This window comes from Pseudomonas sp. R11-23-07 (genome assembly GCF_003852295.1).
Taxonomy (GTDB): Bacteria; Pseudomonadota; Gammaproteobacteria; order Pseudomonadales; family Pseudomonadaceae; genus Aquipseudomonas.
This window is the reverse complement of the sequence record NZ_CP027761.1, coordinates 1,431,763-1,454,057: the sequence shown is the minus strand read 5'-3', so window position 1 is coordinate 1,454,057 and position 22,295 is coordinate 1,431,763. Positions and strand designations below refer to the sequence as shown.

The window sequence follows — 22,295 nt, the reverse complement described above, 5'->3', positions numbered from 1 at the left end:
TTAATGACGAATGCAACGGCCTCCATTACCCGCAGCCAACGGGGCCGGGGCTCCTGGCGCGACTTTCGGGGACAATAAATACCACCGCCAGTCACGAAAATAGAGAAACCTTCGGAAATACCATTGGCACGTTCCGGAAAAAGGGTTAAGGTGGCGTCACTGTGTTGCTTGTGTCACTGAGAATCTCTACACGATATGTTGAATTTCGATCCAACCATCTCCAAGAATTTTTCCTGCTCTTTGCACTCAGTCTCGGCCAGGGCTTTTCCTGAGTCGCAGTTAACTTTGTTCAAGGAGTTACACCATGTCTAATCGCCAAACTGGTACCGTTAAGTGGTTCAACGATGAAAAAGGCTTCGGCTTCATCACTCCACAATCCGGTGACGACCTGTTCGTTCACTTCAAAGCTATCCAATCCGACGGCTTCAAAAGCCTGAAAGAAGGCCAACAGGTTTCTTTCATCGCTACCCGCGGTCAGAAAGGCATGCAAGCTGAAGAAGTTCAAGTTATCTAACTTGTACTGATTTAGTCGAAAAGACCTCGCCCTCAAAAGCGGGGTTTTTTTATGCCGATCGTTCCCACGCTCTGCGTGGAAATGACTCTTGTGACGCTCTGCGTCACGCCATGGGACGCAGAGCGTCCTGGTGCTGCATTCCCACGCAGAGCGTGGGAATGATCAGCAAACGATCGGCATAAAAAATGTGGGAGGGGGCTTATACCCCCTCCCACATTCGGCATTCAAGCAGCGTTGTTTATTGAAACAACGACTCACTCGATAGGCCATTCTTCTCGAGGATCTCGCGCAAGCGCTTAAGCCCCTCTACCTGAATCTGCCGAACCCGCTCACGGGTCAGGCCGATCTCCAGGCCTACGTCCTCCAGGGTGCTGCTCTCATGGCCGCGCAGGCCGAAGCGGCGAATCACCACCTCGCGCTGCTTATCGGTGAGCTCCGACAGCCACTGGTCGATGCTTTGGGACAGATCATCATCCTGCAACAGCTCGCACGGATCTGTCGGGCGATCATCTGTCAGGGTGTCCAGCAGGGTTTTATCCGAATCCGGACCCAGCGAGACATCGACCGAAGATACGCGCTCGTTCAGGCCAAGCATGCGCTTGACCTCCCCTACCGGTTTTTCCAGCAGGTTGGCGATTTCTTCGGGCGAAGGTTCATGATCGAGTTTTTGTGTCAGCTCACGCGCTGCCCGCAGGTACACGTTGAGCTCCTTGACCACATGGATCGGCAACCGGATCGTGCGGGTCTGATTCATGATCGCCCGTTCGATGGTCTGGCGAATCCACCAGGTGGCATAAGTCGAGAAGCGAAAGCCCCGCTCAGGGTCGAACTTCTCCACCGCCCGGATCAAGCCCAGGTTGCCTTCCTCGATCAAGTCCAGCAGCGACAATCCGCGATTGACGTAGCGTCGGGCGATTTTAACCACCAGGCGCAGGTTGCTTTCAATCATGCGTTTGCGCCCAGCCGGATCGCCCTTCTGCGACAGACGCGCAAAATGAACTTCTTCTTCGGGGGTGAGCAGAGGGGAAAAGCCGATTTCATTGAGGTACAACTGGGTCGCGTCGAGCGCCCGCGTGTAATCAATGTACTTGTGTTGCTTTAACGCGGAGGAGTTTTTGGATTTGGTGCGAACTGAGGGTGGTGATGCCCCCTCATTATCTGACATCGGTTCCGTAGCGATACCGGTCTCCATAAGGAGAACCTCATCGTCGATGTCAAACTCCGGCGCTTCTTTACTGAGAGCCATTGTTATAGTCCTTTGGTGAGTTCGACCTCAAGCTCAAGCGACGCCTTTATCCTTGGCAACGCTGGAGCCTGTTCCTTCTACGTGAGGGAACAGGCTGGCAACACATCAACGACGGGGTAGGAATTGCAGTGGGTCTACAGGTTTCCCTTGGCGGCGAATCTCAAAGTGCAGTTTCACCCGGTCTGTACCCGTTGAACCCATTTCGGCAATTGTCTGTCCGACCTTGACCTGCTGCCCCTCCCGAACCAACAACCTGCGGTTATGACCGTAGGCACTGACGTAGGTATCGCTGTGTTTGATGATGACCAGCTCGCCGTAGCCCCGTAGACCACTCCCGGCGTACACCACTGTCCCATCAGACGCAGCCAAAACAGGCTGTCCCAAATCCCCGGCGATATCAATGCCTTTATTCAAACTGCCGTTTGAAGAGAATTTTCCAATTAACACGCCGTTTGAAGGCCATCCCCAACCGGTCGGCGCGGGCCCTGCAGGTGGCAACGGCGCGGGTGCCGGCTTGCTCGCCACCGAAGGTGCGACGGTACCTGCAGGCCTGGTGATAACCGTGGTTTTGCTCGAAGAAGAAGCCGAAGATCCCGACTTTGTCACAACTGCCGTGGGCGCCGAACCGGCGCGGCCATCGAAGCGAATCGTCTGCCCCGGATGAATCGTATAAGGCACGGGAATGTTGTTACGAGCTGCGAGCGCCTTGTAATCCCAACCATAACGGAAGGCGATCGAGAACAGCGTATCGCCCTTGCGCACGACGTATTGGCCGGTGGTCACCGTCGGCTTCTGCGGTGCCGCATTGGTGCGGTCAACTACCCGCGCACCGCCGGATGGCGTGCTCGAGCAGGCTGCCAGTAAGGAACTCAAGACAAGGCCAAGCACCAGTCGCTGAAAGCTTGTTTTACTCATTCGCTGCGCAGGACCTGTGAGACTCACCCGCCGCTCCCTTTGTGGTGGCTGAACGTTAACGCCTGTATCAGGCTTGAAAGATGACGCAAGTATAACTGGGCATTGGCTTTTTACCGGCACACGAGTGAAACGAAAACTTCATCATGTTTAACTCCGGCGCCTTCCCCCGTTGAATCTATAGACCCCGCTGTAAGACACATCTGCGCCTGTGGAATTCACTGCCTGGAAATAAATGATCAGGCCAGCGGGCCGTTCAGCAGCGGCACGAAGCGCACAGCCCCGAGCACATGCCGGGAAAAGCCATCGTCCTCGCGAATAATGAGCATCAATTGTTGCACTTCGCCGGAGCCCACCGGGATGACCAGCCGGCCGCCAGGCGCCAGTTGATCGAGCAGCGCTTGCGGCACATCGGTGGCCACCGCAGTGACAATGATGCCGTTATAGGGCGCCAATGCCGGCCAGCCTTCCCAGCCATCGCCCCAACGAAACACTACGTTACGCAGGTTCAGCTCCACCAGGCGCTCTTTGGCGCGGTCCTGCAGCACCTTGATGCGCTCGACCGAGAACACCCGTTCGACCAGCTGAGACAACACGGCGGTCTGATAGCCGGAGCCGGTGCCGATTTCCAGCACCTTGTCCAACGGCCCGGCGGCCAGCAACAGCTCGCTCATGCGGGCGACCATATAGGGCTGGGAGATGGTCTGGTTGTGGCCGATCGGCAACGCCGTGTCTTCGTAGGCGCGGTGCGCCAGGGCTTCGTCGACAAACAGGTGCCGAGGCGTGCGCCGGATCACTTCCAGCACCTGCGCATTGGACAAGCCTTCTTCGTACAGACGCTGGATCAAACGCTCGCGCGTGCGCTGGGAGGTCATCCCGATGCCACGGCGCAGCAAGTCGTCTTGTTCACGAGCCATCAGCGCAGTCCCTCCAGCCAGCCATCAAGTCCACTGAAGGCATCACTGAAGGTGCGATCGAATTGCAACGGGGTAATCGATACATAGCCTTGCATCACCGCATGAAAGTCCGTGCCCTCGCCACCATCCTCGGCATCGCCGGCCGCGGCGATCCAATAGCCTTCCTTGCCACGCGGGTCGACCACCTTCAAAGGCGCCGCCGCACGGGCACGGTGCCCCAGCCGCGTCAGCTGGATACCGCGAATATGGTCAAGCGGCAGGTTGGGGATATTGACGTTAAGCACGGTGCGCGGCGGCAGGTCCAGGGACGCGTGCGCTTGCACCAACTTGCGCGCGTAGTACGCCGCCGTCGCCAGGTTATCCAGTTGCCGTGAGGCGAAGGAAAAGGCGAACCCGATACCGCCGAGAAAGCGCCCTTCAAGGGCGGCCGCCACGGTGCCGGAATACAGCACATCATCGCCCAGGTTCGCGCCCAGGTTGATGCCCGACACCACCAGGTCCGGCGCGTGCTCCAACAAGCTGTTGATCGCCAGATGTACGCAGTCGGTGGGGGTACCGTTCACGCTGATAAAGCCATTGGCCAGCACCTTGGGGTGCAACGGACGGTCGAGCGTCAGCGAACTGCTGGCGCCGCTCTTGTCCTGGTCGGGGGCCACCACCACGCATTCGGCGTAATCCGCCAGCGCAGCATGAAGCGCGGCGAGGCCGGGTGCGGTGGCACCGTCATCGTTTGATATCAGAATACGCATGGGTTGTCCGTCGGCCCCACCGGCACTAGATCAACGAGTTCGCGCACCAATACAGTGGCGAAGCATCCAGCCGGCAGGACGAATTCCAATTGCAGAATGTCAGGCCCGGGATAATGCCACGTCAACCCGCCAATGGGCAGTCGCAGAATGCGACGTTCTTGGCTCATTCCCGCATTCACCAGCCAATCACGCAGGTCAGCTTCTGCGGCGGCGACAGATTGTTCCAATTCATAGGTAAGACCTTTCGCCGGAGACTCGCCCTCCCCCCACTGCGGGCCGGTGGGATGCAGGTCGAGGATCGCCAGGCGCGGGTCGCTGCATTCAGCCTCCCCGGCCGGGAAAAAGCTGCGGCTGTCGGTGAAGGCCAGTAAGTCGCCGACTTGGGCGCGCTGCCAGGAGCCGTCGGCGACACGCGCCGCCAACACTTTGTTGAACAGCAAGCTACGAGCGGTGGACAGTAACCGCGAACGCACATTGCGCTGTTCCGGCAAGGCCTTGCGAGCCGCCCAGTCACGGGCATCGACGACATTGCCGCCATTATGGCCAAAGCGCTGGGCACCGAAATAGTTGGGAATACCGTGCTGGGCAATCTGTTGCAGACGCGCGTCGATGGCGGCGGTATCGCCGTTCAACTGGGTCAGGCGCAAGGTGAAGCCATTGGCCGCATGGGCGCCGCGCTGCAACTTGCGCTTGTGCCGCGCGGTTTTCAGGATCCTGAGGGTGTCGTTCTCGGCGGCACTCATGTTTGGGTCGGCCTTGCCGGGCAATTGCACGCTGAACCACTGGCGGGTCAATGCCTGGCGATCCTTGAGCCCGGCATAGCTGACGGTGCGCAAAGGCACGCCAGCCGCCTTGGCGATACGCCGCGCCGCTTCCTCAGTATTCAGGCCGCGCTTCTCCACCCACAACCACAGGTGCTCGCCTTCGCCGGTCAGCGGGATGTCGAGCACTTCGTCCACCTGGAAATCTTCGGCAGTGGCCTTCAGGACCGCGCTGCCCAACGCTTCGCCATAGGCACGCGGGCCCAGCAACTCAAGTTCGTTCATGCGCGCAGCAACAAGGCGACAGAGTGCACGGCGATGCCCTCTTCACGACCGGTAAACCCGAGCTTTTCGGTGGTGGTGGCTTTCACGTTGACTTGGTCCAATTCTATTTGCAGGTCGGCGGCAATCAGGGCGCGCATCGATTCGATATGCGGGGCCATTTTCGGCGCCTGGGCCACGATGGTGTTATCGACGTTGCCGACCTTCCAGCCTTTGGCGTGGATCAAGCCGACGACATGGCGCAGCAACACACGGCTGTCGGCGCCCTTAAAGGTTGGATCGGTGTCCGGAAAGTGCTTGCCGATATCACCTAACGCCGCTGCGCCGAGCAATGCGTCGCTCAAAGCGTGCAAGACAACGTCGCCGTCAGAATGAGCCAGCAGCCCATGGTGGTGCGCGATACGCACGCCGCCCAAAGTGATGAAATCGCCTTCAGCGAAACGGTGCACATCGTAGCCGTGGCCAATACGCATAAAAAAACGCCCCGATTTAATTCAGGGCGTGATTCTACCTACTTTTGCCTCACATTAACCGAGCAAAGCACGACCATGATGGCGCAAATGGTCATCGATGAAGCTGGCGATAAAGAAGTAGCTGTGGTCGTAGCCAGGTTGCAGCCGCAGTTCCAGCGGATGACCGGCCGCCTTGGCGGCTTGCTGCAAGGCCTCGGGCTTGAGCTGCACGGCGAGGAAATCGTCGCGATCGCCCTGGTCCACCAACAGCGGCAACTGTTCCGACGCTTCGCTGATCAGCACGCAGGCATCCCATTCGCGCCACTTCGAGCGCTCTTCTCCCAGGTAACGGGAGAAGGCTTTCTGGCCCCAGGGGCAGTCCATCGGATTGTTGATCGGCGAAAACGCCGACACGCTCTGGTAACGCCCAGGGTTGCGCAGCGCGCAGACCAACGCACCGTGGCCGCCCATCGAGTGGCCGCTGATGCCCCGCTTGTCTGACGCCGGGAAATGCGCCTCCACCAACTCCGGCAATTCCTGCACCACATAGTCATGCATCCGATAATGCCTGGCCCAGGGTTCCTGGGTGGCGTTCAGATAGAACCCGGCGCCCAGGCCAAAGTCCCAGGCGCTATCCGGGTCATCCGGCACACCGGGGCCGCGCGGGCTGGTATCCGGCGCCACGATGATCAAGCCCAGCTCGGCGGCCATGCGATGGGCACCGGCCTTTTGCATGAAGTTCTCGTCGGTGCAGGTCAGCCCGGACAGCCAATACAACACCGGTAGCTTGCCGCCCTGCTCCGCCTGCGGCGGCAGGTAGACGGCGAAGGTCATGTCGCAATCAAGCACAGCGGAATGATGCTTATAGCGTTTATGCCAGCCGCCGAAGCTTTTCTGGCAGGACAGGTTTTCCAGACTCATGGCCGACCTCAGAAATGGATGACGGTACGAATGCTTTTGCCTTCATGCATCAGGTCAAACGCTTTGTTGATGTCTTCCAGGCCCATGGTGTGGGTGATGAAGGTATCCAGCGGGATCTCGCCGGTCTGAGCCATTTCCACGTAGCTTGGCAATTCGGTACGCCCGCGTACGCCGCCGAAGGCCGACCCGCGCCAGACGCGACCGGTCACCAGTTGGAACGGACGGGTGGCGATTTCCTGGCCGGCACCGGCCACGCCAATGATCACCGACTCGCCCCAGCCTTTATGGCAGCACTCAAGGGCCGCGCGCATCAGTTGGACATTGCCGATGCACTCGAAGGAAAAGTCCACGCCGCCATCGGTCAAATCGACAATCACGTCCTGGATCGGGCGGTCATAGTCTTTCGGGTTGATGCAGTCGGTAGCGCCCAGTTGCTTGGCGATTTCGAACTTGGCCGGGTTGATGTCGATGGCGATGATGCGACCGGCCTTGGCTTTCACTGCGCCAATCACCGCTGACAGACCGATACCGCCCAGACCGAAGATGGCCACGGTGTCACCCGGCTTGACCTTGGCGGTGTTGATCACCGCGCCGATACCGGTGGTAACGCCACAGCCCAGCAGGCAGACCTTTTCCAGCGGCGCTTCTTTAGGAATCTTGGCGACGGAGATTTCCGGCAGCACGGTGTACTCGGAGAAGGTCGAGGTACCCATGTAGTGGAAAATCGGCTGGCCCTTGTAGGAGAAACGCGTAGTGCCGTCAGGCATCAAGCCCTTGCCCTGGGTGGAACGGATGGCCTGGCACAGGTTGGTCTTGCCGGACAGGCAGAATTTGCATTGACCGCATTCCGGGGTGTACAGCGGGATCACATGGTCGCCGACGGCCACCGAGGTCACGCCTTCGCCAATGGCCTCGACCACGGCACCGCCTTCATGACCAAGGATCGACGGGAAGATCCCTTCCGGGTCTGCGCCCGACAGCGTGTAGGCGTCGGTATGGCACACGCCGGACGCGACCACGCGCAACAGCACTTCGCCCGCCTTGGGCATGGCGACGTCGACTTCCACAATCTCAAGGGGTTTCTTGGCTTCGAAGGCTACAGCGGCACGGGACTTGATCATCCGGGGTTCTCCATGGAGTAAAAGTTGATTGGATCAGTGTAAAACATGGCTCATTGATTAATAATCCAGGTAAAAGCAAAACATTATTGCTGTATAGGGACAATGGTCATGCTGGAGAATCGCTGGGAAGGCATTGATGAATTTGTCGCCGTGGCCGAGTGCAGCCAATTCACGGCAGCGGCCGAGCGCCTGGGGGTATCGTCGTCCCATATCAGCCGTCAGGTGGCACGCCTGGAAGAACGCCTGCAAACCCGCCTGTTGTATCGCAGTACACGCAAGGTGACGCTGACCGAAGCAGGCCAGACTTTCCTGCACCATTGCCAGCGCTTGCAGGACGGACGCGAAGAAGCGTTACGTGCGGTGGGCGATCTGACCAGCGAACCCAAGGGCATGTTGCGCATGACCTGCGCCGTGGCCTATGGCGAACGCTTTATCGTGCCGCTGGTAACCGGGTTCATGGCGCTCTATCCACAGTTGAGTGTCGATATCGAGCTGAGCAACCGCCCGCTGGACCTGGTGCACGAGGGGCTCGACCTGGCAATTCGCCTCGGGCGCCTGCAAGACTCACGCATGGTTGCCAGCCGCCTGGCGGCGCGACGCATGTATTTGTGTGCGTCACCTTCCTACTTGGCCCGGTATGGCCGGCCACACAGTTTGTCGGAATTGAGTCGGCACAACTGCCTGATCGGCAGTTCGGACATCTGGCAACTGGCCCAGGACGGCCGCGAATTTTCCCAGCGGGTGCAGGGCAACTGGCGCTGCAACAGTGGGCAGGCGGTGCTGGATGCCGCGCTGCAAGGCATGGGGCTGTGCCAGTTGCCGGACTATTACGTGCTGGAGCACTTGCACAGTGGCGCGTTGGTGTCGCTGCTGGAGGCGCATCAGCCGCCGAATACGGCGGTGTGGGCGTTGTATCCGCAGCAGCGGCATTTATCACCGAAGGTCAGGAAGTTGGTGGATTTTTTGAAGGAAGGGTTGGCTGGAAGGCCCGAGTACAGCGGGTGATTATTTGTTGCCTGGCCAGGCCGCATCGGGGGCAAGCCCCCTCCCACATTTGATCTGTGAACCCAATCAAATGTGGGAGCTGGCTTTCCTGCGATGAAGTCGACGCGATGCGCCTGACTACCTGCGGTTAGCCCAGCGCAACCGCAGCCACTCCAGGTCTTCCGGCCGCGTCACCTTGATGTTGTCCGAGCGCCCTTCGATCAGGCGTGGTGCCTGGCCGGACCATTCCATGGCCGAGGCTTCGTCGGTGATCACCGCATCGGCCACCAGGCTGTCCGCCAACGCGCGGTGCAAGGCGCCCAGGCGGAACATCTGGGGCGTGAAGGCTTGCCAGATCAGGCTGCGATCAACGGTCTCGACAACACGCCCGTGTTTGTCGACGCGCTTGAGGGTGTCACGGGCCGGCACGGCCAGCAGGCCACCCACGGGATCGTCAGCCAGTTCACTCAATAGCTTGTCGAGATCATCACGGCTCAGATTGGGCCGCGCCGCGTCGTGCACCAACACCCAATCTTCATCACTGGCGCCCAGAGCATTGAGCTGAAGCAGCGCATTGAGCACGGAACCTGAGCGCTCCGATCCGCCATCCGCACGATGAATACGCGGGTCGGCGGCACATGCCAGGCTGGGCCAGTAGGGATCATCAACCGCAAGACTGACCACCAGCCCTTGCAGCGCAGGGTGATCAAGGAAACTGCCAAGGCTGTGTTCAAGAATAGTGCGCCCGCCCAGTTGCAGATACTGCTTGGGACGGTCGGCGGCCATACGGGCACCAACACCCGCGGCCGGAATCACGGCCCAGAAGGCCGGTAACTCGGTGTTCATTGGGCCAACTGGTAGAGGGTTTCGCCCTCCTTGACCATGCCCAATTCATGACGCGCCCGCTCTTCAACGGTCTCCGTGCCTTTTTTCAGCTCAAGCACTTCGGCATCAAGCACGCGGTTGCGCTCCAGCAGACGTTCGTTTTCGGCGTGCTGGTCGGCAATTTGCTGGGTCAGCTCTTCCACCTGCGCAAAGCTGCCGTTACCGACCCATAGGCGGTACTGCAGGCCAGCCAGCAACAAGAGCAAGACGAGGAACAACCAATTGGGACTGCGCATCGAAATCCGGGTATCCAGTGAAAAAAGACAGTCATGCAAACCTTTTGCAGCAACTGATAGCACGAAGCCTGGATAAACCAGGCTTGTGCTTGTCAGTCAGCAGATTAGCGCCGAAATGCCCACTGTCGTGAGATTTCCGACGCAATCGGCCGACTTTTTACCATTTACTGCTCAGCCGCGAAACTCGCTGCGACCGTTGTACTTGGCTTTACCCGCCAATTGCTCTTCGATGCGCAGCAATTGGTTGTACTTGGACACGCGGTCGGAACGGCACAGGGAACCGGTCTTGATCTGGCCCGCCGAGGTGCCCACGGCCAGGTCGGCAATGGTCGAATCTTCGGTTTCGCCGGAGCGGTGCGAGATCACGGCGGTGTAGCCCGCAGCCTTGGCCATCTGGATGGCTTCCAAGGTTTCGGTCAGGGTGCCGATCTGGTTGAACTTGATCAGGATCGAGTTGGCGATCTTCTTGTCGATGCCTTCTTTCAGGATCTTGGTGTTGGTCACGAACAGGTCGTCGCCCACCAACTGGATTTTTTCGCCGATCTTGTCGGTGAGAATCTTCCAGCCGTCCCAGTCGGACTCATCCAGGCCGTCTTCGATCGAAATGATCGGGTAGCGCTGGGTCAGGCCCTTCAGGTATTCGGCAAAGCCTTCGGAATTGAACACCTGGCCTTCGCCGGACAGGTTGTACTTGCCATCTTCATAGAATTCGCTGGCAGCGCAGTCCAGGGCCAGGGTCACGTCGGTGCCCAGTGTGTAGCCGGCGTTGGCCACAGCTTCGGAGATCACTTTGAGTGCATCTTCGTTGGACGCCAGGTTCGGCGCGAAACCACCTTCGTCACCCACTGCAGTGCTCAGGCCTCGGGCCTTCAGCACAGCCTTGAGGTGATGGAAAATCTCGGTGCCCATGCGCAGGCCTTCGGAGAAGGTCTTGGCGCCAACCGGCTGCACCATGAATTCCTGGATGTCGACGTTGTTATCGGCGTGCTCGCCACCGTTGATGATGTTCATCATCGGCACCGGCATCGAGTACACGCCCGGCGTGCCGTTCAAGTTGGCGATGTGCGCGTACAGCGGCAGGTCCTGGTCCTGGGCAGCGGCCTTGGCGGCGGCCAGGGACACGGCGAGGATGGCGTTGGCGCCCAGGCTGCCTTTGTTCTCGGTGCCGTCGAGCTTGATCATCGCGTGGTCCAGGGCTTTCTGGTCCAGCGGGTCCTTGCCCAGCAACAGGTCACGGATCGGGCCGTTGATGTTGGCTACCGCCTTGAGCACACCCTTGCCCAGATAACGGCTCTTGTCGCCATCACGCAGTTCCAGCGCTTCGCGCGAACCTGTGGAAGCACCGGACGGCGCGCAGGCGCTGCCGATGATGCCGTTATCGAGAAGCACGTCGGCTTCGACGGTGGGGTTGCCACGGGAGTCGAGAACTTCACGACCTTTGATGTCGACGATTTTTGCCATTGTTGTAAACACTCCAAAGTTGACGAAAACGACGCAGCTGAAGGAAATCTTTTGACCGACCGCAAGGGTGGAACAACAGGGCAGGCTTGCAGACGACAAGGCTCAGGCCTGGGGCCTGAGCATAAAGCGTGGGAAATTCTACCGGAGAAACGACGCTTACGCGGTCTCTACCGTCGGAAAACTCTTGACCAGTTCGTCCAACTGTTTGAGCTGGGCCAGGAACGGCTCCAGCTTGTCCAGGCGCAGGGCACAGGGGCCGTCGCACTTGGCGTTGTCCGGGTCCGGGTGGGCTTCCAGGAACAGGCCGGCCAGGGACTGGCTGATGCCCGCCTTGGCCAGGTCCAGCACCTGGGCACGGCGACCGCCGGCGGAGTCGGCGCGACCACCGGGCATTTGCAGCGCGTGGGTCACGTCGAAGAACACCGGGTATTCGAACTGTTTCATGATGCCGAAACCGAGCATGTCCACCACGAGGTTGTTATAGCCGAAGCTCGAACCACGCTCGCACAGGATCAACTGGTCGTTACCCGCTTCCACGCATTTGCTCAGGATATGTTTCATTTCCTGGGGCGCGAGGAACTGGGCTTTCTTGATATTGATCACAGCGCCGGTCTTGGCCATGGCGACCACGAGGTCGGTCTGGCGCGACAGGAAGGCCGGCAGCTGGATGATGTCGCACACCTCGGCGACCACGGCAGCCTGCTCGGGCTCGTGGACGTCGGTGATGATCGGCACGCCGAAGGCTTGCTTGATGTCCTGGAAGATCCGCATGCCTTCCTCAAGGCCCGGGCCGCGATAGGAGGTCACGGACGAACGGTTGGCCTTGTCGAAGCTGGCCTTGAATACATAGGGGATCCCCAACTTCTGGGTAACCCGCACGTACTCTTCACAGACCTGCATCGCCATGTCGCGGCTTTCCAGTACGTTCATGCCGCCGAACAGCACCATGGGCTTGTCGTTGGCAATCTCGATGTCGCCTACGCGAATGATCTTCTGGGCCATCAGGGTTATGCCTTCTTCTGATGTTGCGTCAGTGCCGCTTTGACGAAACCGCTGAACAGCGGGTGACCGTCGCGCGGCGTCGAGGTGAACTCAGGGTGGAACTGGCAGGCCACGAACCACGGATGATCCGGTGCCTCGACCACTTCAACCAGCTTGCCGTCGCCGGAGCGGCCGGAAATCTTCAGGCCCGCTTCTTTGATCTGCGGCAGCAGGTTGTTGTTCACTTCGTAGCGGTGACGGTGACGCTCGACGATCACGTCCTTGCCGTAGCAGTCGTGGACCAGCGAACCGGCTTCCAGCAGGCAGTCCTGTGCGCCCAGGCGCATGGTGCCGCCCAGGTCGGAGGCTTCGGTACGGGTTTCGACGGCACCGGTGGCGTCTTCCCACTCGGTGATCAGGCCAACGACCGGGTGGCCGCTGGTGTGATCGAACTCGGTGGAGTTGGCGTCTTTCCAGCCCAGCACGTTACGAGCGAACTCGATGACGGCCACTTGCATGCCCAGGCAGATACCCAGGTAGGGCACCTTGTTCTCGCGAGCGTATTGCACGGCGGTGATCTTGCCTTCCACGCCACGCAGGCCGAAACCGCCGGGAACGAGGATCGCGTCCACGCCTTCGAGCAGCGCGGTGCCCTGGTTCTCGATGTCTTCGGAATCGATGTAGCGCAGGTTGACCTTGGTACGATTGCTGATGCCGGCGTGACTCATCGCTTCGATCAAGGATTTGTACGCGTCGAGCAGTTCCATGTACTTGCCGACCATGGCGATGGTGACTTCATGCTCAGGGTTGAGCTTGGCGTCGACCACGGCTTCCCACTCGGACAGGTCCGCGCCGTTGCACTGCAGGCCGAAACGCTCGACCACAAAATCATCCAGGCCCTGGGAATGCAGGATGCCCGGGATCTTGTAGATGGTGTCGGCGTCTTCCAGGGCGATCACCGCACGTTCTTCAACGTTGGTGAACTGCGCGATTTTGCGACGCGAGGAAATATCGATCGGATGATCGGAGCGGCAGACCAGCACGTCCGGCTGCAGGCCAATGGAACGCAGTTCCTTGACCGAGTGCTGGGTTGGCTTGGTTTTGGTTTCGCCGGCAGTGGCGATGTACGGCACCAGGGTGAGGTGCATCAGCATCGCGCGCTTGGCGCCGACTTCGAAACGCAACTGGCGAATGGCTTCGAGGAACGGTTGGGATTCAATGTCACCCACGGTGCCACCGATCTCGACCATCGCCACGTCGGCATCGCCTGCACCCTTGATGATGCGGCGCTTGATTTCGTCGGTGATGTGCGGGATCACCTGGATGGTTGCACCCAGGTAATCACCACGGCGCTCCTTGCGCAGCACGTGCTCGTAGACACGGCCGGTGGTGAAGTTGTTGTTCTGGGTCATGGTCGTGCGGATGAACCGCTCGTAGTGGCCCAGGTCCAGGTCAGTCTCGGCGCCGTCATGGGTGACGAACACTTCACCGTGCTGGAACGGGCTCATGGTGCCCGGATCGACGTTGATGTACGGGTCCAGCTTGAGCATGGTGACTTTAAGCCCCCGCGCCTCCAGGATGGCCGCCAATGAAGCGGAGGCAATGCCTTTCCCCAATGAAGAAACAACACCGCCCGTGACGAATATGTAGCGCGTCATGAAAAACCCTAGAAGTCTGCGTTAAAGCGGTACGAGCCGCCGGGGAAAGCGAAGAGAGGCCGAAGCCCCCGATCACCTGCATTAATCACAGTGCACCTTTCAAAAAAACCGCCGCGTTGTGACAGACCAGCAATGGAACACCGGTACGTTGATCGCTACACATTTTTTGGAATCGCCCAGCAAAGACTGCTTGGTAATCGGCAACTGCTGCGATTCAGGCGAATCCACAGAAGTTGTATCAAGAAGGGAGCGTAGTCTACCGGAAAGGCTCTATCAGCTCAAACCTTGATCGCAGGTCTGTGGCAACCAATGCAATTGCCAGTCGTTCGACGTGCTGGCCCATAGCCCCGCGAGGGTTGGGACAGCCAGCAATCGCTCGCCCCGATACAGCAGCGGCAATCTGCCACGGACAAACCCGGGCATGCCGCACTCATTGAGCAGGCGTTTCAGGTCGCGCCGGCCGCGACCTGGCACTTCGATGACTTCGCCACCCTGGCGGTAGCGGATTTCCAGCGGACCTTGAGGCGCCTCGCCAATGAATTTCAACTGACCATTGCCGGGTAACTCCAGTGGTTTTTGCGGATCGGGCCAGCTCACCGATGCGTCGGAAAATTCCGACCATGTAAAGGGCAGCCACCAGATGCGCTCGCCGCTGCGGTGCAACTCGCCGTCAGCCAGACGCCATAGGGGCTGCGCATCATTCTTGGCATCGCGCATGGAATGCCAGCCGGCCCAGTGGTCGCTGTCGGGTAGGCGGGTCAGCGGAGCCAGCCAATGGCGCAGTGCATTGCGCTGGCGTGCATCGGAAAGCTCGCGCAAGGGCGCAAGGGCCAGGGAGCGCAAAGGCAACCAGGGAAACAGCGAGGGATGATCGGCGCGCTGCAGGTCCATGGCGGCCAGCTCATCGAGCAAGCCTTGGGCTTGTTCCAGATGTTCAGCCGTGCGGGCCAGGCTTGACACCACTTGAGGCCAGCGCTGCGCCAGCACCGGGAAGACGCGGTGCCGCAGATAATTACGGGAGAAACGTGGGTCAGCGTTCGAAGGGTCTTCGATCCACTGTAAATGATGTGCCTGGGCGTAGGCCTCCAGCTCGACACGCGTGACGTCCAGCAGCGGGCGCACCAGATGACCTTGCGCCAAAGCGCGATGCGCGGGCATTGCCGCAAGCCCACGCACCCCGGCGCCGCGCAACAGGCGGAACAACAGGGTTTCAGCCTGATCGTCGCGATGCTGGCCGGTGAACAGCACCTCCCCTGCCCCGGTCACCTCGGCAAAGGCCAGATAACGAGCGTCACGGGCCGCGCGTTCAAGGCTGGCGCCGGGCTGTACCTGTACGCGCATGACCCGCAGGGGCACGCCCAGGCTGTCGCAGACCGATTGGCAATGACCTGACCAGGCGTCAGCGGCAGCTTGCAGGCCATGGTGAACATGCACAGCACGCAGCGGTGGAATGTTTGTCAGAGAAGCCAAGAGATGCAACAGGACGGTGGAATCGAGGCCACCCGAAAATGCGACATGCCAGGCCGGGGCGTTGCGCCAGGGGGCCAGGGTTTGCAGGAGCTTGGCGGATAGGAGTGGCTTCATCAGATAGTAACGCCGCAACCCTTGAATACGTTGGCCAAGCATACACAAAGCAAATGTGGGAGGGGGCTTGCCCCCGATTGCTGAGTGTCAGTCACCGAATCTAGTGACGGGTCCACCGCTATCGGGGGCAAGCCCCCTCCCACATTGAGTGACGGCGTCGGCTTAGAGACCGTAGCTCATCAGGCGCTCGTAACGACGGGCCAGCAGCGCTTCGTTATCCAGCTTCTTGAGCATCGCCAGTTGCGAGCCCAGTTCGGCACGGATAGTCGCGGCAGCCGCAGCCGGATCACGATGCGCGCCGCCCAGTGGCTCGGCGATGACTTTATCAACGATCCCCAGGCCCTTGAGGCGATCAGCGGTGATGCCCATGGCCTCAGCAGCGTCCGGCGCCTTTTCGGCGGTTTTCCACAGAATGGAGGCGCAACCTTCCGGCGAAATCACCGCGTAGGTCGAATACTGCAACATGTTCAGTTGGTCGCAGACGCCAATGGCCAGTGCACCGCCGGAACCGCCTTCACCGATCACGGTGGCAATAATCGGGGTCTTGAGGCGCGCCATGACGCGCAGGTTCCAGGCAATCGCTTCGCTCTGGTTGCGCTCTTCGGCATCGATACCTGGGTAGGCACCCGGGGTGTCGATGAAGGTCAGGATCGGCATCTTGAAGCGTTCGGCCATTTCCATCAGGCGGCAAGCCTTGCGGTAGCCTTCCGGACGCGGCATGCCGAAGTTGCGACGCACTTTTTCGCGCACTTCACGGCCTTTCTGATGGCCGATCACCATCACTGGCTGGTCGTCCAGCCGAGCGATGCCGCCCACGATAGCCGCGTCGTCGGAGAAATGGCGGTCGCCATGCAGCTCGTCGAACTCGGTGAAGATGTGCTGAATGTAGTCCAGGGTGTACGGACGGCGCGGGTGGCGAGCCAGGCGCGCGATCTGCCAGCTGGTCAGCTTGCCGAAAATGTCTTCGGTGAGCGTGCTGCTCTTGTCTTGCAGGCGGGCGATCTCATCGCCGATATTCAGCGAATTGTCATTGCCGACCAGGCGCAGCTCTTCGATCTTGGCTTGCAGGTCAGCGATCGGCTGTTCGAAATCAAGAAAATTCGGGTTCATAAGCGTCCGTCTTGGGTCGACGGCCAAGGGGTGCCTGGCCAGCCGGTTGTCTATTCGCGCCCTACCTTAAGGGAGAGGCGCGTTTAGGTCGAGATTAAATGTTTGGCCGAGATCAGGCGAATACTCTTCAGGGAAAAGCAAGCGCCTGGCCATCAGCGGTATTGGAGAAAGACGTTGTCACGGCCGAACTGGTCACGCAATGCTTGAATCAAGCCATCAGCGGGATCGATTCGCCAGGTCTCGCCAAACTGCAACATGGCCTTGGCGTCGTTGCCGGTGTACTCCATGGTCACCGGGCACGCACCACGGTGACGCTTGAGCAGGTCACCCAACCAGCGTAGCTGATCGCCCTTGAGCGCCTCGGTCTTGACCTTCAGGCGCAGGCTTTCGGCCAGGTTGGTACGCGCATCTTCCATGCTCATCACGCGCTTGATGCGCAGGCGCAGGCCGCCGGAGAAGTCGTCGTTGCTGACCTCCCCTTCCACCACCACCATGGCGTCGGTCTGCAGCAGCGACTGGGCGGAGTGGAACGCGTCGGCAAACAGCGACGCTTCGATCCGGCCCGAGCGGTCGTCGAGGGTGATGAAACCCATCTTGTCGCCCTTCTTATTTTTCATCACCCGCAGGGCGATGATCATGCCGGCAACCGTCTGGGTATCCCGGGCCGGCTTCAGGTCGATGATGCGCTGACGGGCGAACCGGCGAATCTCGCCTTCGTACTCGTCAATCGGGTGACCCGTGAGGTACAGGCCCAAGGTGTCTTTCTCACCCTTGAGGCGTTCCTTGAGGGTCAGCTCCTTGGCCTTGCGGTGGTTGGCATACACATCCGCATCTTCTTCGACGAACAGTCCGCCAAACAGGTCGGCGTGGCCGCTGTCATGGGTACGGGCAGTCTGTTCGGCGGCCTTGATCGCTTCTTCCATGGCGGTGAGCAGCACCGCACGGTTGCGGTCGATATTGGCCTGGTAAGCCTTCGGCTCATCATGGAAATACGGGCCGAGACGGTCCAGCGCACCGCTGCGGATCAGGCCATCGAGGGTGCGTTTGTTGATACGCTTGAGGTCAACCCGCGCGCAGAAGTCGAACAGATCCTTGAAAGGCCCGTCCTGACGCGCCTCGGTGATAGCTTCCACCGGCCCCTCACCTACGCCTTTGATCGCCCCGAGGCCATAAATGATGCGGCCTTCGTCGTTCACCGTGAACTTGAACTCCGAGGCGTTCACGTCCGGCGCGTCGAGGCGCAGCTTCATGGTGCGCACTTCCTCGATCAAGGTCACGACCTTGTCGGTGTTGTGCATATCCGCCGAGAGTACCGCGGCCATGAACGGCGCCGGATAGTGGGCTTTCAACCAGGCGGTCTGGTACGACACCAGGCCGTACGCAGCGGAGTGGGATTTGTTGAAGCCGTAACCGGCGAATTTCTCTACCAGGTCGAAGATGTTACCGGCCAGGTCCGCGTCAATATTATTGGTGGCGCAGCCCTCGATGAAACCGCCGCGTTGCTTGGCCATTTCTTCGGGTTTCTTTTTACCCATGGCGCGACGCAGCATGTCCGCACCGCCGAGGGTGTAACCCGCCATCACCTGGGCGATCTGCATCACCTGTTCCTGATACAGGATGATGCCGTAGGTGGGCGCCAGTACCGGCTTGAGGCCCTCGTACTGGTAGTCGGAGTGCGGGTACGCCAGTTCGGCGCGGCCGTGCTTACGGTTGATAAAGTCATCCACCATGCCCGATTGCAGCGGCCCAGGACGGAACAAGGCCACCAGTGCGATCAAGTCTTCCAGGCAGTCGGGCTTGAGCTTTTTGATCAGCTCCTTCATGCCGCGCGACTCAAGCTGGAACACCGCAGTGGTTTCGGCTTTCTGCAGCAGGCTGTAGGTCGGCTTGTCGTCCAGCGGGATAAAGGCAATATCCAGCGGTTCCTCGCCGACCTTGGCGCGGTCGCGGTTGATGGTCTTGAGCGCCCAGTCGATGATCGTCAAGGTGCGCAGGCCGAGGAAGTCGAACTTCACCAGGCCGGCCGCCTCCACGTCATCCTTGTCGAACTGGGTCACCAGGCCGCCGCCCTCTTCATCGCAGTAGATCGGCGAGAAATCGGTCAGCTTGGTAGGCGCGATCACCACGCCACCGGCGTGTTTACCGACGTTACGCACCACGCCTTCGAGCTTGCGTGCCATGTCCCAGATTTCGGCGGCTTCTTCATCGACCTTGATAAAGTCGCGCAGGATCTCTTCCTGCTCGTAGGCTTTTTCCAGGGTCATGCCGACTTCGAACGGGATCATCTTCGACAGGCGATCGGCCAGGCCGTAGGATTTGCCCTGCACCCGGGCCACGTCGCGGATAACCGCCTTGGCCGCCATGGAACCGAAGGTGATGATCTGGCTGACCGCATTGCGACCGTATTTTTCGGCCACGTATTCGATCACACGATCGCGACCGTCCATGCAGAAGTCGACGTCGAAGTCGGGCATGGAAACCCGTTCCGGGTTGAGGAAACGTTCGAACAGCAGGTCATATTCCAACGGGTCGAGGTCGGTGATCTTCTGCACGTAAGCCACCAGCGAGCCAGCACCTGACCCCCGGCCCGGACCGACCGGTACGCCGTTGCTCTTGGCCCACTGGATAAAGTCCATCACGATCAGGAAGTAACCGGGGAACCCCATCTGGATGATGATATCCAGCTCGAAATTCAGCCGGTCGACGTAGACCTGGCGCTTGGCTTCGTAGTCTTCGGTGGTGTCCCTGGGCAGCAGCACGCTGAGCCGCTCTTCCAGGCCGTCGAACGACACCTTGCGGAAGTATTCGTCGATGGTCATGCCATCGGGAATCGGGAAGTTGGGCAGGAAGTGCTTGCCCAGCTTCACTTCGATATTGCAGCGCTTGGCGATCTCGACGGAGTTTTCCAAAGCCTCGGGCAAGTCGCTGAACAGCTCGGCCATTTCCTCGGCGCTTTTGAGGTACTGCTCTTCGCTGTAGTTCTTGGAGCGACGCGGGTCATCCAGGGCCCGGCCCTCGCCGATGCATACGCGGGTCTCGTGGGCCTCGAAATCTTCCTTCTTGATAAAACGTACATCGTTGGTTGCCACCAGCGGCGCGCCCAGCTTGTCGGCCAGGGCCACGGCGGCGTGCAGGTGCTCTTCATCGTTGGGGCGATTGGTGCGCTGCACTTCCAGGTAGAAGCGGTCAGGGAACACCTGCATCCACTCGCGGGCGAGCACTTCGGCTTCCTGCGGGTTGCCGCCGAGCAGCGCGATACCGATCTCGCCCTCTTTGGCGGCCGAGAGCATGATCAAGCCTTCGCTGGCTTGTGCGACCCACTCGCGCTCGATGATGATCGAGCCGTTGCGCTGGCCATCGATGAAGCCACGGGAAATCAGTTCGGTCAGGTTGCGATAACCCACGCCGTTCATCGCCAGCAGGCTGATGCGGCTCAGGGGGTTATCCGGATCCTTGTTGGACAGCCACAGGTCGGCGCCGCAGATCGGCTTGATACCTGCGCCCATGGCGTTTTTGTAGAATTTGACCAGGGAACACATGTTGTTCTGGTCGGTAACCGCTACCGCTGGCATGTTCATGCCCACCAGGGTCTTGACCAGCGGTTTGATCCGTACGAGGCCGTCGACCAGGGAGTATTCAGTGTGCAGGCGTAGATGAACGAATGAAGCCGGCATAGTGATCCTGTGCAGTAACGTGGAAACAACAAGGCCCGGGATTGTACCGGGCCTTGAGCAAAACATCAGCCTCGCGACTACACCTCGCTGAGGCTCTCGCGCAGCTCATAAGCCTGGCGCACCGGGGCGAACGAGCGGCGATGTATCGGCGTGGGGCCGAGTCGCGCCAAGGCTTCCAGATGAACGGGCGTCGGGTAGCCTTTGTGGCCGCCCATGCCGTAGCCGGGGTAAATCAAGTCGAACGCCGCCATTTCGCGGTCGCGGCTGACCTTGGCCAAAATCGATGCCGCCGCAATCGCCGGCACCTTGCTGTCGCCCTGGACCACGGCCTCAGCGCGCATCGCCAGCTGAGGGCAACGATTGCCGTCGATCATCGCCAGCCTGGGCGTGATATGCAGCCCTTCAACCGCACGCTGCATGGCAAGCATGGTGGCGTGCAGGATGTTCAGCGCATCGATTTCTTCCACTTCCGCTCGAGCGATATGCCAACTCAGGGCTTTCTCACAGATCTCGTCATAGAGTTTTTCACGGCGGGCTTCGGTGAGCTTTTTCGAGTCATTGAGGCCAAGGATCGGACGGTTCGGGTCGAGAATCACCGCCGCCGTTACGACCGCACCGCACAGCGGGCCGCGCCCGACTTCGTCGACACCGGCGACCAGTTCGTGGGCCTGTGCAACCAGGCTGAAATCCAGGCCCATCTGCGTACTCATAAGGCTTCCTGTCTATGGCCGATCAAGTTCAACACGGCATCAGCCGCCTGGTTCGAGGCATCACGCCGCAGAGTGCGATGAATAGCATCGAAACCACGGGTCTGCTCTTCGCCACCGTCAATCAAGGGTAGCAGGGTCTGTGCAAGTGCCTGGGGCGTAGCATCGTCCTGCAACAACTCCGGCACCAACAACCGTTGGGCCAGCAGATTGGGCAAAGAAATATACGGGCTCTTGACCATCCGCTTGAGAATCCAGAAGGTCAGCGGCGCCAGGCGATAGGCCACAACCATGGGGCGCTTGTACAGCAAGGCTTCCAGGGTGGCAGTGCCCGAGGCGATCAGTACGGCATCGCAGGCGGCCAGGGCCAGGTGCGACTGACCGTCGAGCAGGGTCAACGGTAGGTTGCGCCCTTCAAGTAGTGTTTCGATTTGTGCGCGACGCTGCGGGCTGGCGCACGGCAGCACAAACCGAATACCCGGCTTGAGCGCTTGCAGACGTTCGGCAGCATCAAAGAACAGGCCGCCCAGGCGCCCGACTTCACCGCCCCGGCTACCCGGCATCAGTGCGACCAGCGGGCCATCGGGCAACCCCAGTTCGGTACGCGCTGCGGCACGGTCGGCCTGCAAAGGAATGGCATCGGCCAGGGTATGCCCGACAAACCGCACCGGCACGCCCTTCTCTTCGTAGAACCGCGCTTCGAACGGCAGCAGGGTCAGCATCAAGTCGCAGCCTTCACGAATCTTCAGCACGCGCTTTTGCCGCCACGCCCACACGGACGGGCTGACATAGTGCACCGTCTTGATCCCGGCTTGGCGCAACTTGAGTTCAATGTTGAGGGTGAAGTCCGGGGCATCGATACCGATAAAGACGTCGGGCTTTTCTTCGATCAACGTCTTGATCAGTAGCTTGCGACGCGCGAGCAACTCACGCAGGCGCCCCAGTACTTCTACCAAACCCATGACCGACAGGCGCTCCATCGGAAAGTAGGAGGTGAGGCCTTCGGCCTGCATCAGCGGACCACCGACGCCAATAAATTCGATGGTCGGGTGCTGGACCTTGAGGGCCCGCATCAGGCCGGCGCCGAGAATATCGCCGGAAGCTTCGCCGGCGACCAGTGCGATACGCAACTTGGCCATG

Annotated in this window: 20 protein-coding genes; 2 read left to right on the top strand and 18 right to left on the bottom strand. The window is 60.1% G+C overall.

Features of this window, described 5'->3' with window-relative positions; all coding sequences use genetic code 11:
• Positions 1-304 precede the first annotated feature (304 nt).
• Positions 305-514, top strand: a complete 210-nt coding sequence (locus C4J84_RS06470) for a cold-shock protein (RefSeq protein WP_002554837.1) — start codon at positions 305-307, stop codon at positions 512-514.
• A 238-nt stretch (positions 515-752) separates the two neighbouring features.
• Here the strand turns inward: C4J84_RS06470 and rpoS are convergent, their stop codons facing one another.
• The 8 genes from rpoS to C4J84_RS06430 form a co-directional block, all read right to left on the bottom strand.
• A complete protein-coding gene (gene rpoS / locus C4J84_RS06465; RefSeq protein ID WP_124361628.1) occupies positions 753-1,760 on the bottom strand; it encodes an RNA polymerase sigma factor RpoS in 1,008 nt (335 codons plus the stop codon).
• A 105-nt stretch (positions 1,761-1,865) separates the two neighbouring features.
• On the bottom strand, positions 1,866-2,702 hold the full coding sequence (locus C4J84_RS06460) for a peptidoglycan DD-metalloendopeptidase family protein (RefSeq protein WP_124435068.1): 837 nt from the start codon (positions 2,700-2,702) through the stop codon (positions 1,866-1,868).
• A gap of 209 nt (positions 2,703-2,911) precedes the next feature.
• Positions 2,912-3,547, bottom strand: coding sequence for a protein-L-isoaspartate(D-aspartate) O-methyltransferase (locus C4J84_RS06455; RefSeq protein ID WP_170827533.1), 636 nt, complete (start codon positions 3,545-3,547; stop codon positions 2,912-2,914).
• Between the two features lie 41 nt (positions 3,548-3,588).
• Positions 3,589-4,338: a 5'/3'-nucleotidase SurE gene (gene surE / locus C4J84_RS06450; protein ID WP_124369892.1), complete on the bottom strand. Its 750-nt coding sequence runs from the start codon at positions 4,336-4,338 to the stop codon at positions 3,589-3,591.
• Complete coding sequence (gene truD / locus C4J84_RS06445) at positions 4,326-5,384, bottom strand: tRNA pseudouridine(13) synthase TruD (RefSeq protein ID WP_124414019.1); 1,059 nt, start codon at positions 5,382-5,384, stop codon at positions 4,326-4,328. Before truD ends, surE begins: the two co-directional genes overlap by 13 nt.
• Positions 5,381-5,854, bottom strand: a complete 474-nt coding sequence (gene ispF, locus C4J84_RS06440) for a 2-C-methyl-D-erythritol 2,4-cyclodiphosphate synthase (protein WP_012722614.1) — start codon at positions 5,852-5,854, stop codon at positions 5,381-5,383. Before ispF ends, truD begins: the two co-directional genes overlap by 4 nt.
• Positions 5,855-5,908: 54 nt before the next feature.
• Positions 5,909-6,754, bottom strand: coding sequence for an S-formylglutathione hydrolase (gene fghA / locus C4J84_RS06435; protein WP_124403316.1), 846 nt, complete (start codon positions 6,752-6,754; stop codon positions 5,909-5,911).
• 8 nt (positions 6,755-6,762) lie between these two features.
• Positions 6,763-7,875, bottom strand: coding sequence for an S-(hydroxymethyl)glutathione dehydrogenase/class III alcohol dehydrogenase (locus tag C4J84_RS06430; protein ID WP_065880066.1), 1,113 nt, complete (start codon positions 7,873-7,875; stop codon positions 6,763-6,765).
• Between the two features lie 108 nt (positions 7,876-7,983).
• Between C4J84_RS06430 and C4J84_RS06425 the strand changes: the two genes are divergently transcribed.
• Entirely contained in the window at positions 7,984-8,880 is an 897-nt protein-coding gene (locus C4J84_RS06425) for a LysR substrate-binding domain-containing protein (protein WP_124369888.1), read from the top strand.
• Positions 8,881-8,997: 117 nt separating this feature from the next.
• Here C4J84_RS06425 and ispD read toward each other — a convergent pair whose 3' ends face one another.
• From ispD to lpxB, 10 genes are all read right to left on the bottom strand, one after another.
• Complete coding sequence (gene ispD / locus C4J84_RS06420; protein ID WP_124369887.1) at positions 8,998-9,705, bottom strand: 2-C-methyl-D-erythritol 4-phosphate cytidylyltransferase; 708 nt, start codon at positions 9,703-9,705, stop codon at positions 8,998-9,000.
• A complete protein-coding gene (ftsB, locus tag C4J84_RS06415; RefSeq protein ID WP_057723188.1) occupies positions 9,702-9,980 on the bottom strand; it encodes a cell division protein FtsB in 279 nt (92 codons plus the stop codon). The genes ispD and ftsB overlap by 4 nt, the downstream gene beginning before the upstream one ends.
• Positions 9,981-10,151: 171 nt before the next feature.
• The gene (gene eno, locus C4J84_RS06410; RefSeq protein WP_017844757.1) at positions 10,152-11,441 is read right to left on the bottom strand and encodes a phosphopyruvate hydratase; all 1,290 of its coding nucleotides are present in this window, start codon (positions 11,439-11,441) and stop codon (positions 10,152-10,154) included.
• A 156-nt stretch (positions 11,442-11,597) separates the two neighbouring features.
• Positions 11,598-12,443 carry a 3-deoxy-8-phosphooctulonate synthase gene (gene kdsA, locus C4J84_RS06405; protein WP_124366122.1) on the bottom strand — a complete coding sequence of 282 codons (846 nt, stop codon included), beginning with the start codon at positions 12,441-12,443 and terminating at the stop codon, positions 11,598-11,600.
• A gap of 5 nt (positions 12,444-12,448) precedes the next feature.
• Complete coding sequence (locus C4J84_RS06400; RefSeq protein WP_124361620.1) at positions 12,449-14,080, bottom strand: CTP synthase; 1,632 nt, start codon at positions 14,078-14,080, stop codon at positions 12,449-12,451.
• 273 nt (positions 14,081-14,353) lie between these two features.
• Positions 14,354-15,664 (bottom strand): tRNA lysidine(34) synthetase TilS, encoded by a 1,311-nt coding sequence (tilS, locus tag C4J84_RS06395; protein ID WP_124369886.1) that lies wholly within the window; start codon positions 15,662-15,664, stop codon positions 14,354-14,356.
• Between the two features lie 162 nt (positions 15,665-15,826).
• Entirely contained in the window at positions 15,827-16,774 is a 948-nt protein-coding gene (locus C4J84_RS06390; RefSeq protein ID WP_016976871.1) for an acetyl-CoA carboxylase carboxyltransferase subunit alpha, read from the bottom strand.
• Between the two features lie 152 nt (positions 16,775-16,926).
• Entirely contained in the window at positions 16,927-20,448 is a 3,522-nt protein-coding gene (dnaE, locus tag C4J84_RS06385) for a DNA polymerase III subunit alpha (RefSeq protein WP_124366120.1), read from the bottom strand.
• 77 nt (positions 20,449-20,525) lie between these two features.
• Positions 20,526-21,158, bottom strand: coding sequence for a ribonuclease HII (gene rnhB / locus C4J84_RS06380; RefSeq protein WP_124369885.1), 633 nt, complete (start codon positions 21,156-21,158; stop codon positions 20,526-20,528).
• Entirely contained in the window at positions 21,155-22,294 is a 1,140-nt protein-coding gene (gene lpxB, locus C4J84_RS06375; RefSeq protein ID WP_124366118.1) for a lipid-A-disaccharide synthase, read from the bottom strand. The genes rnhB and lpxB overlap by 4 nt, the downstream gene beginning before the upstream one ends.
• Between the last annotated feature and the right edge of the window lies 1 nt (position 22,295).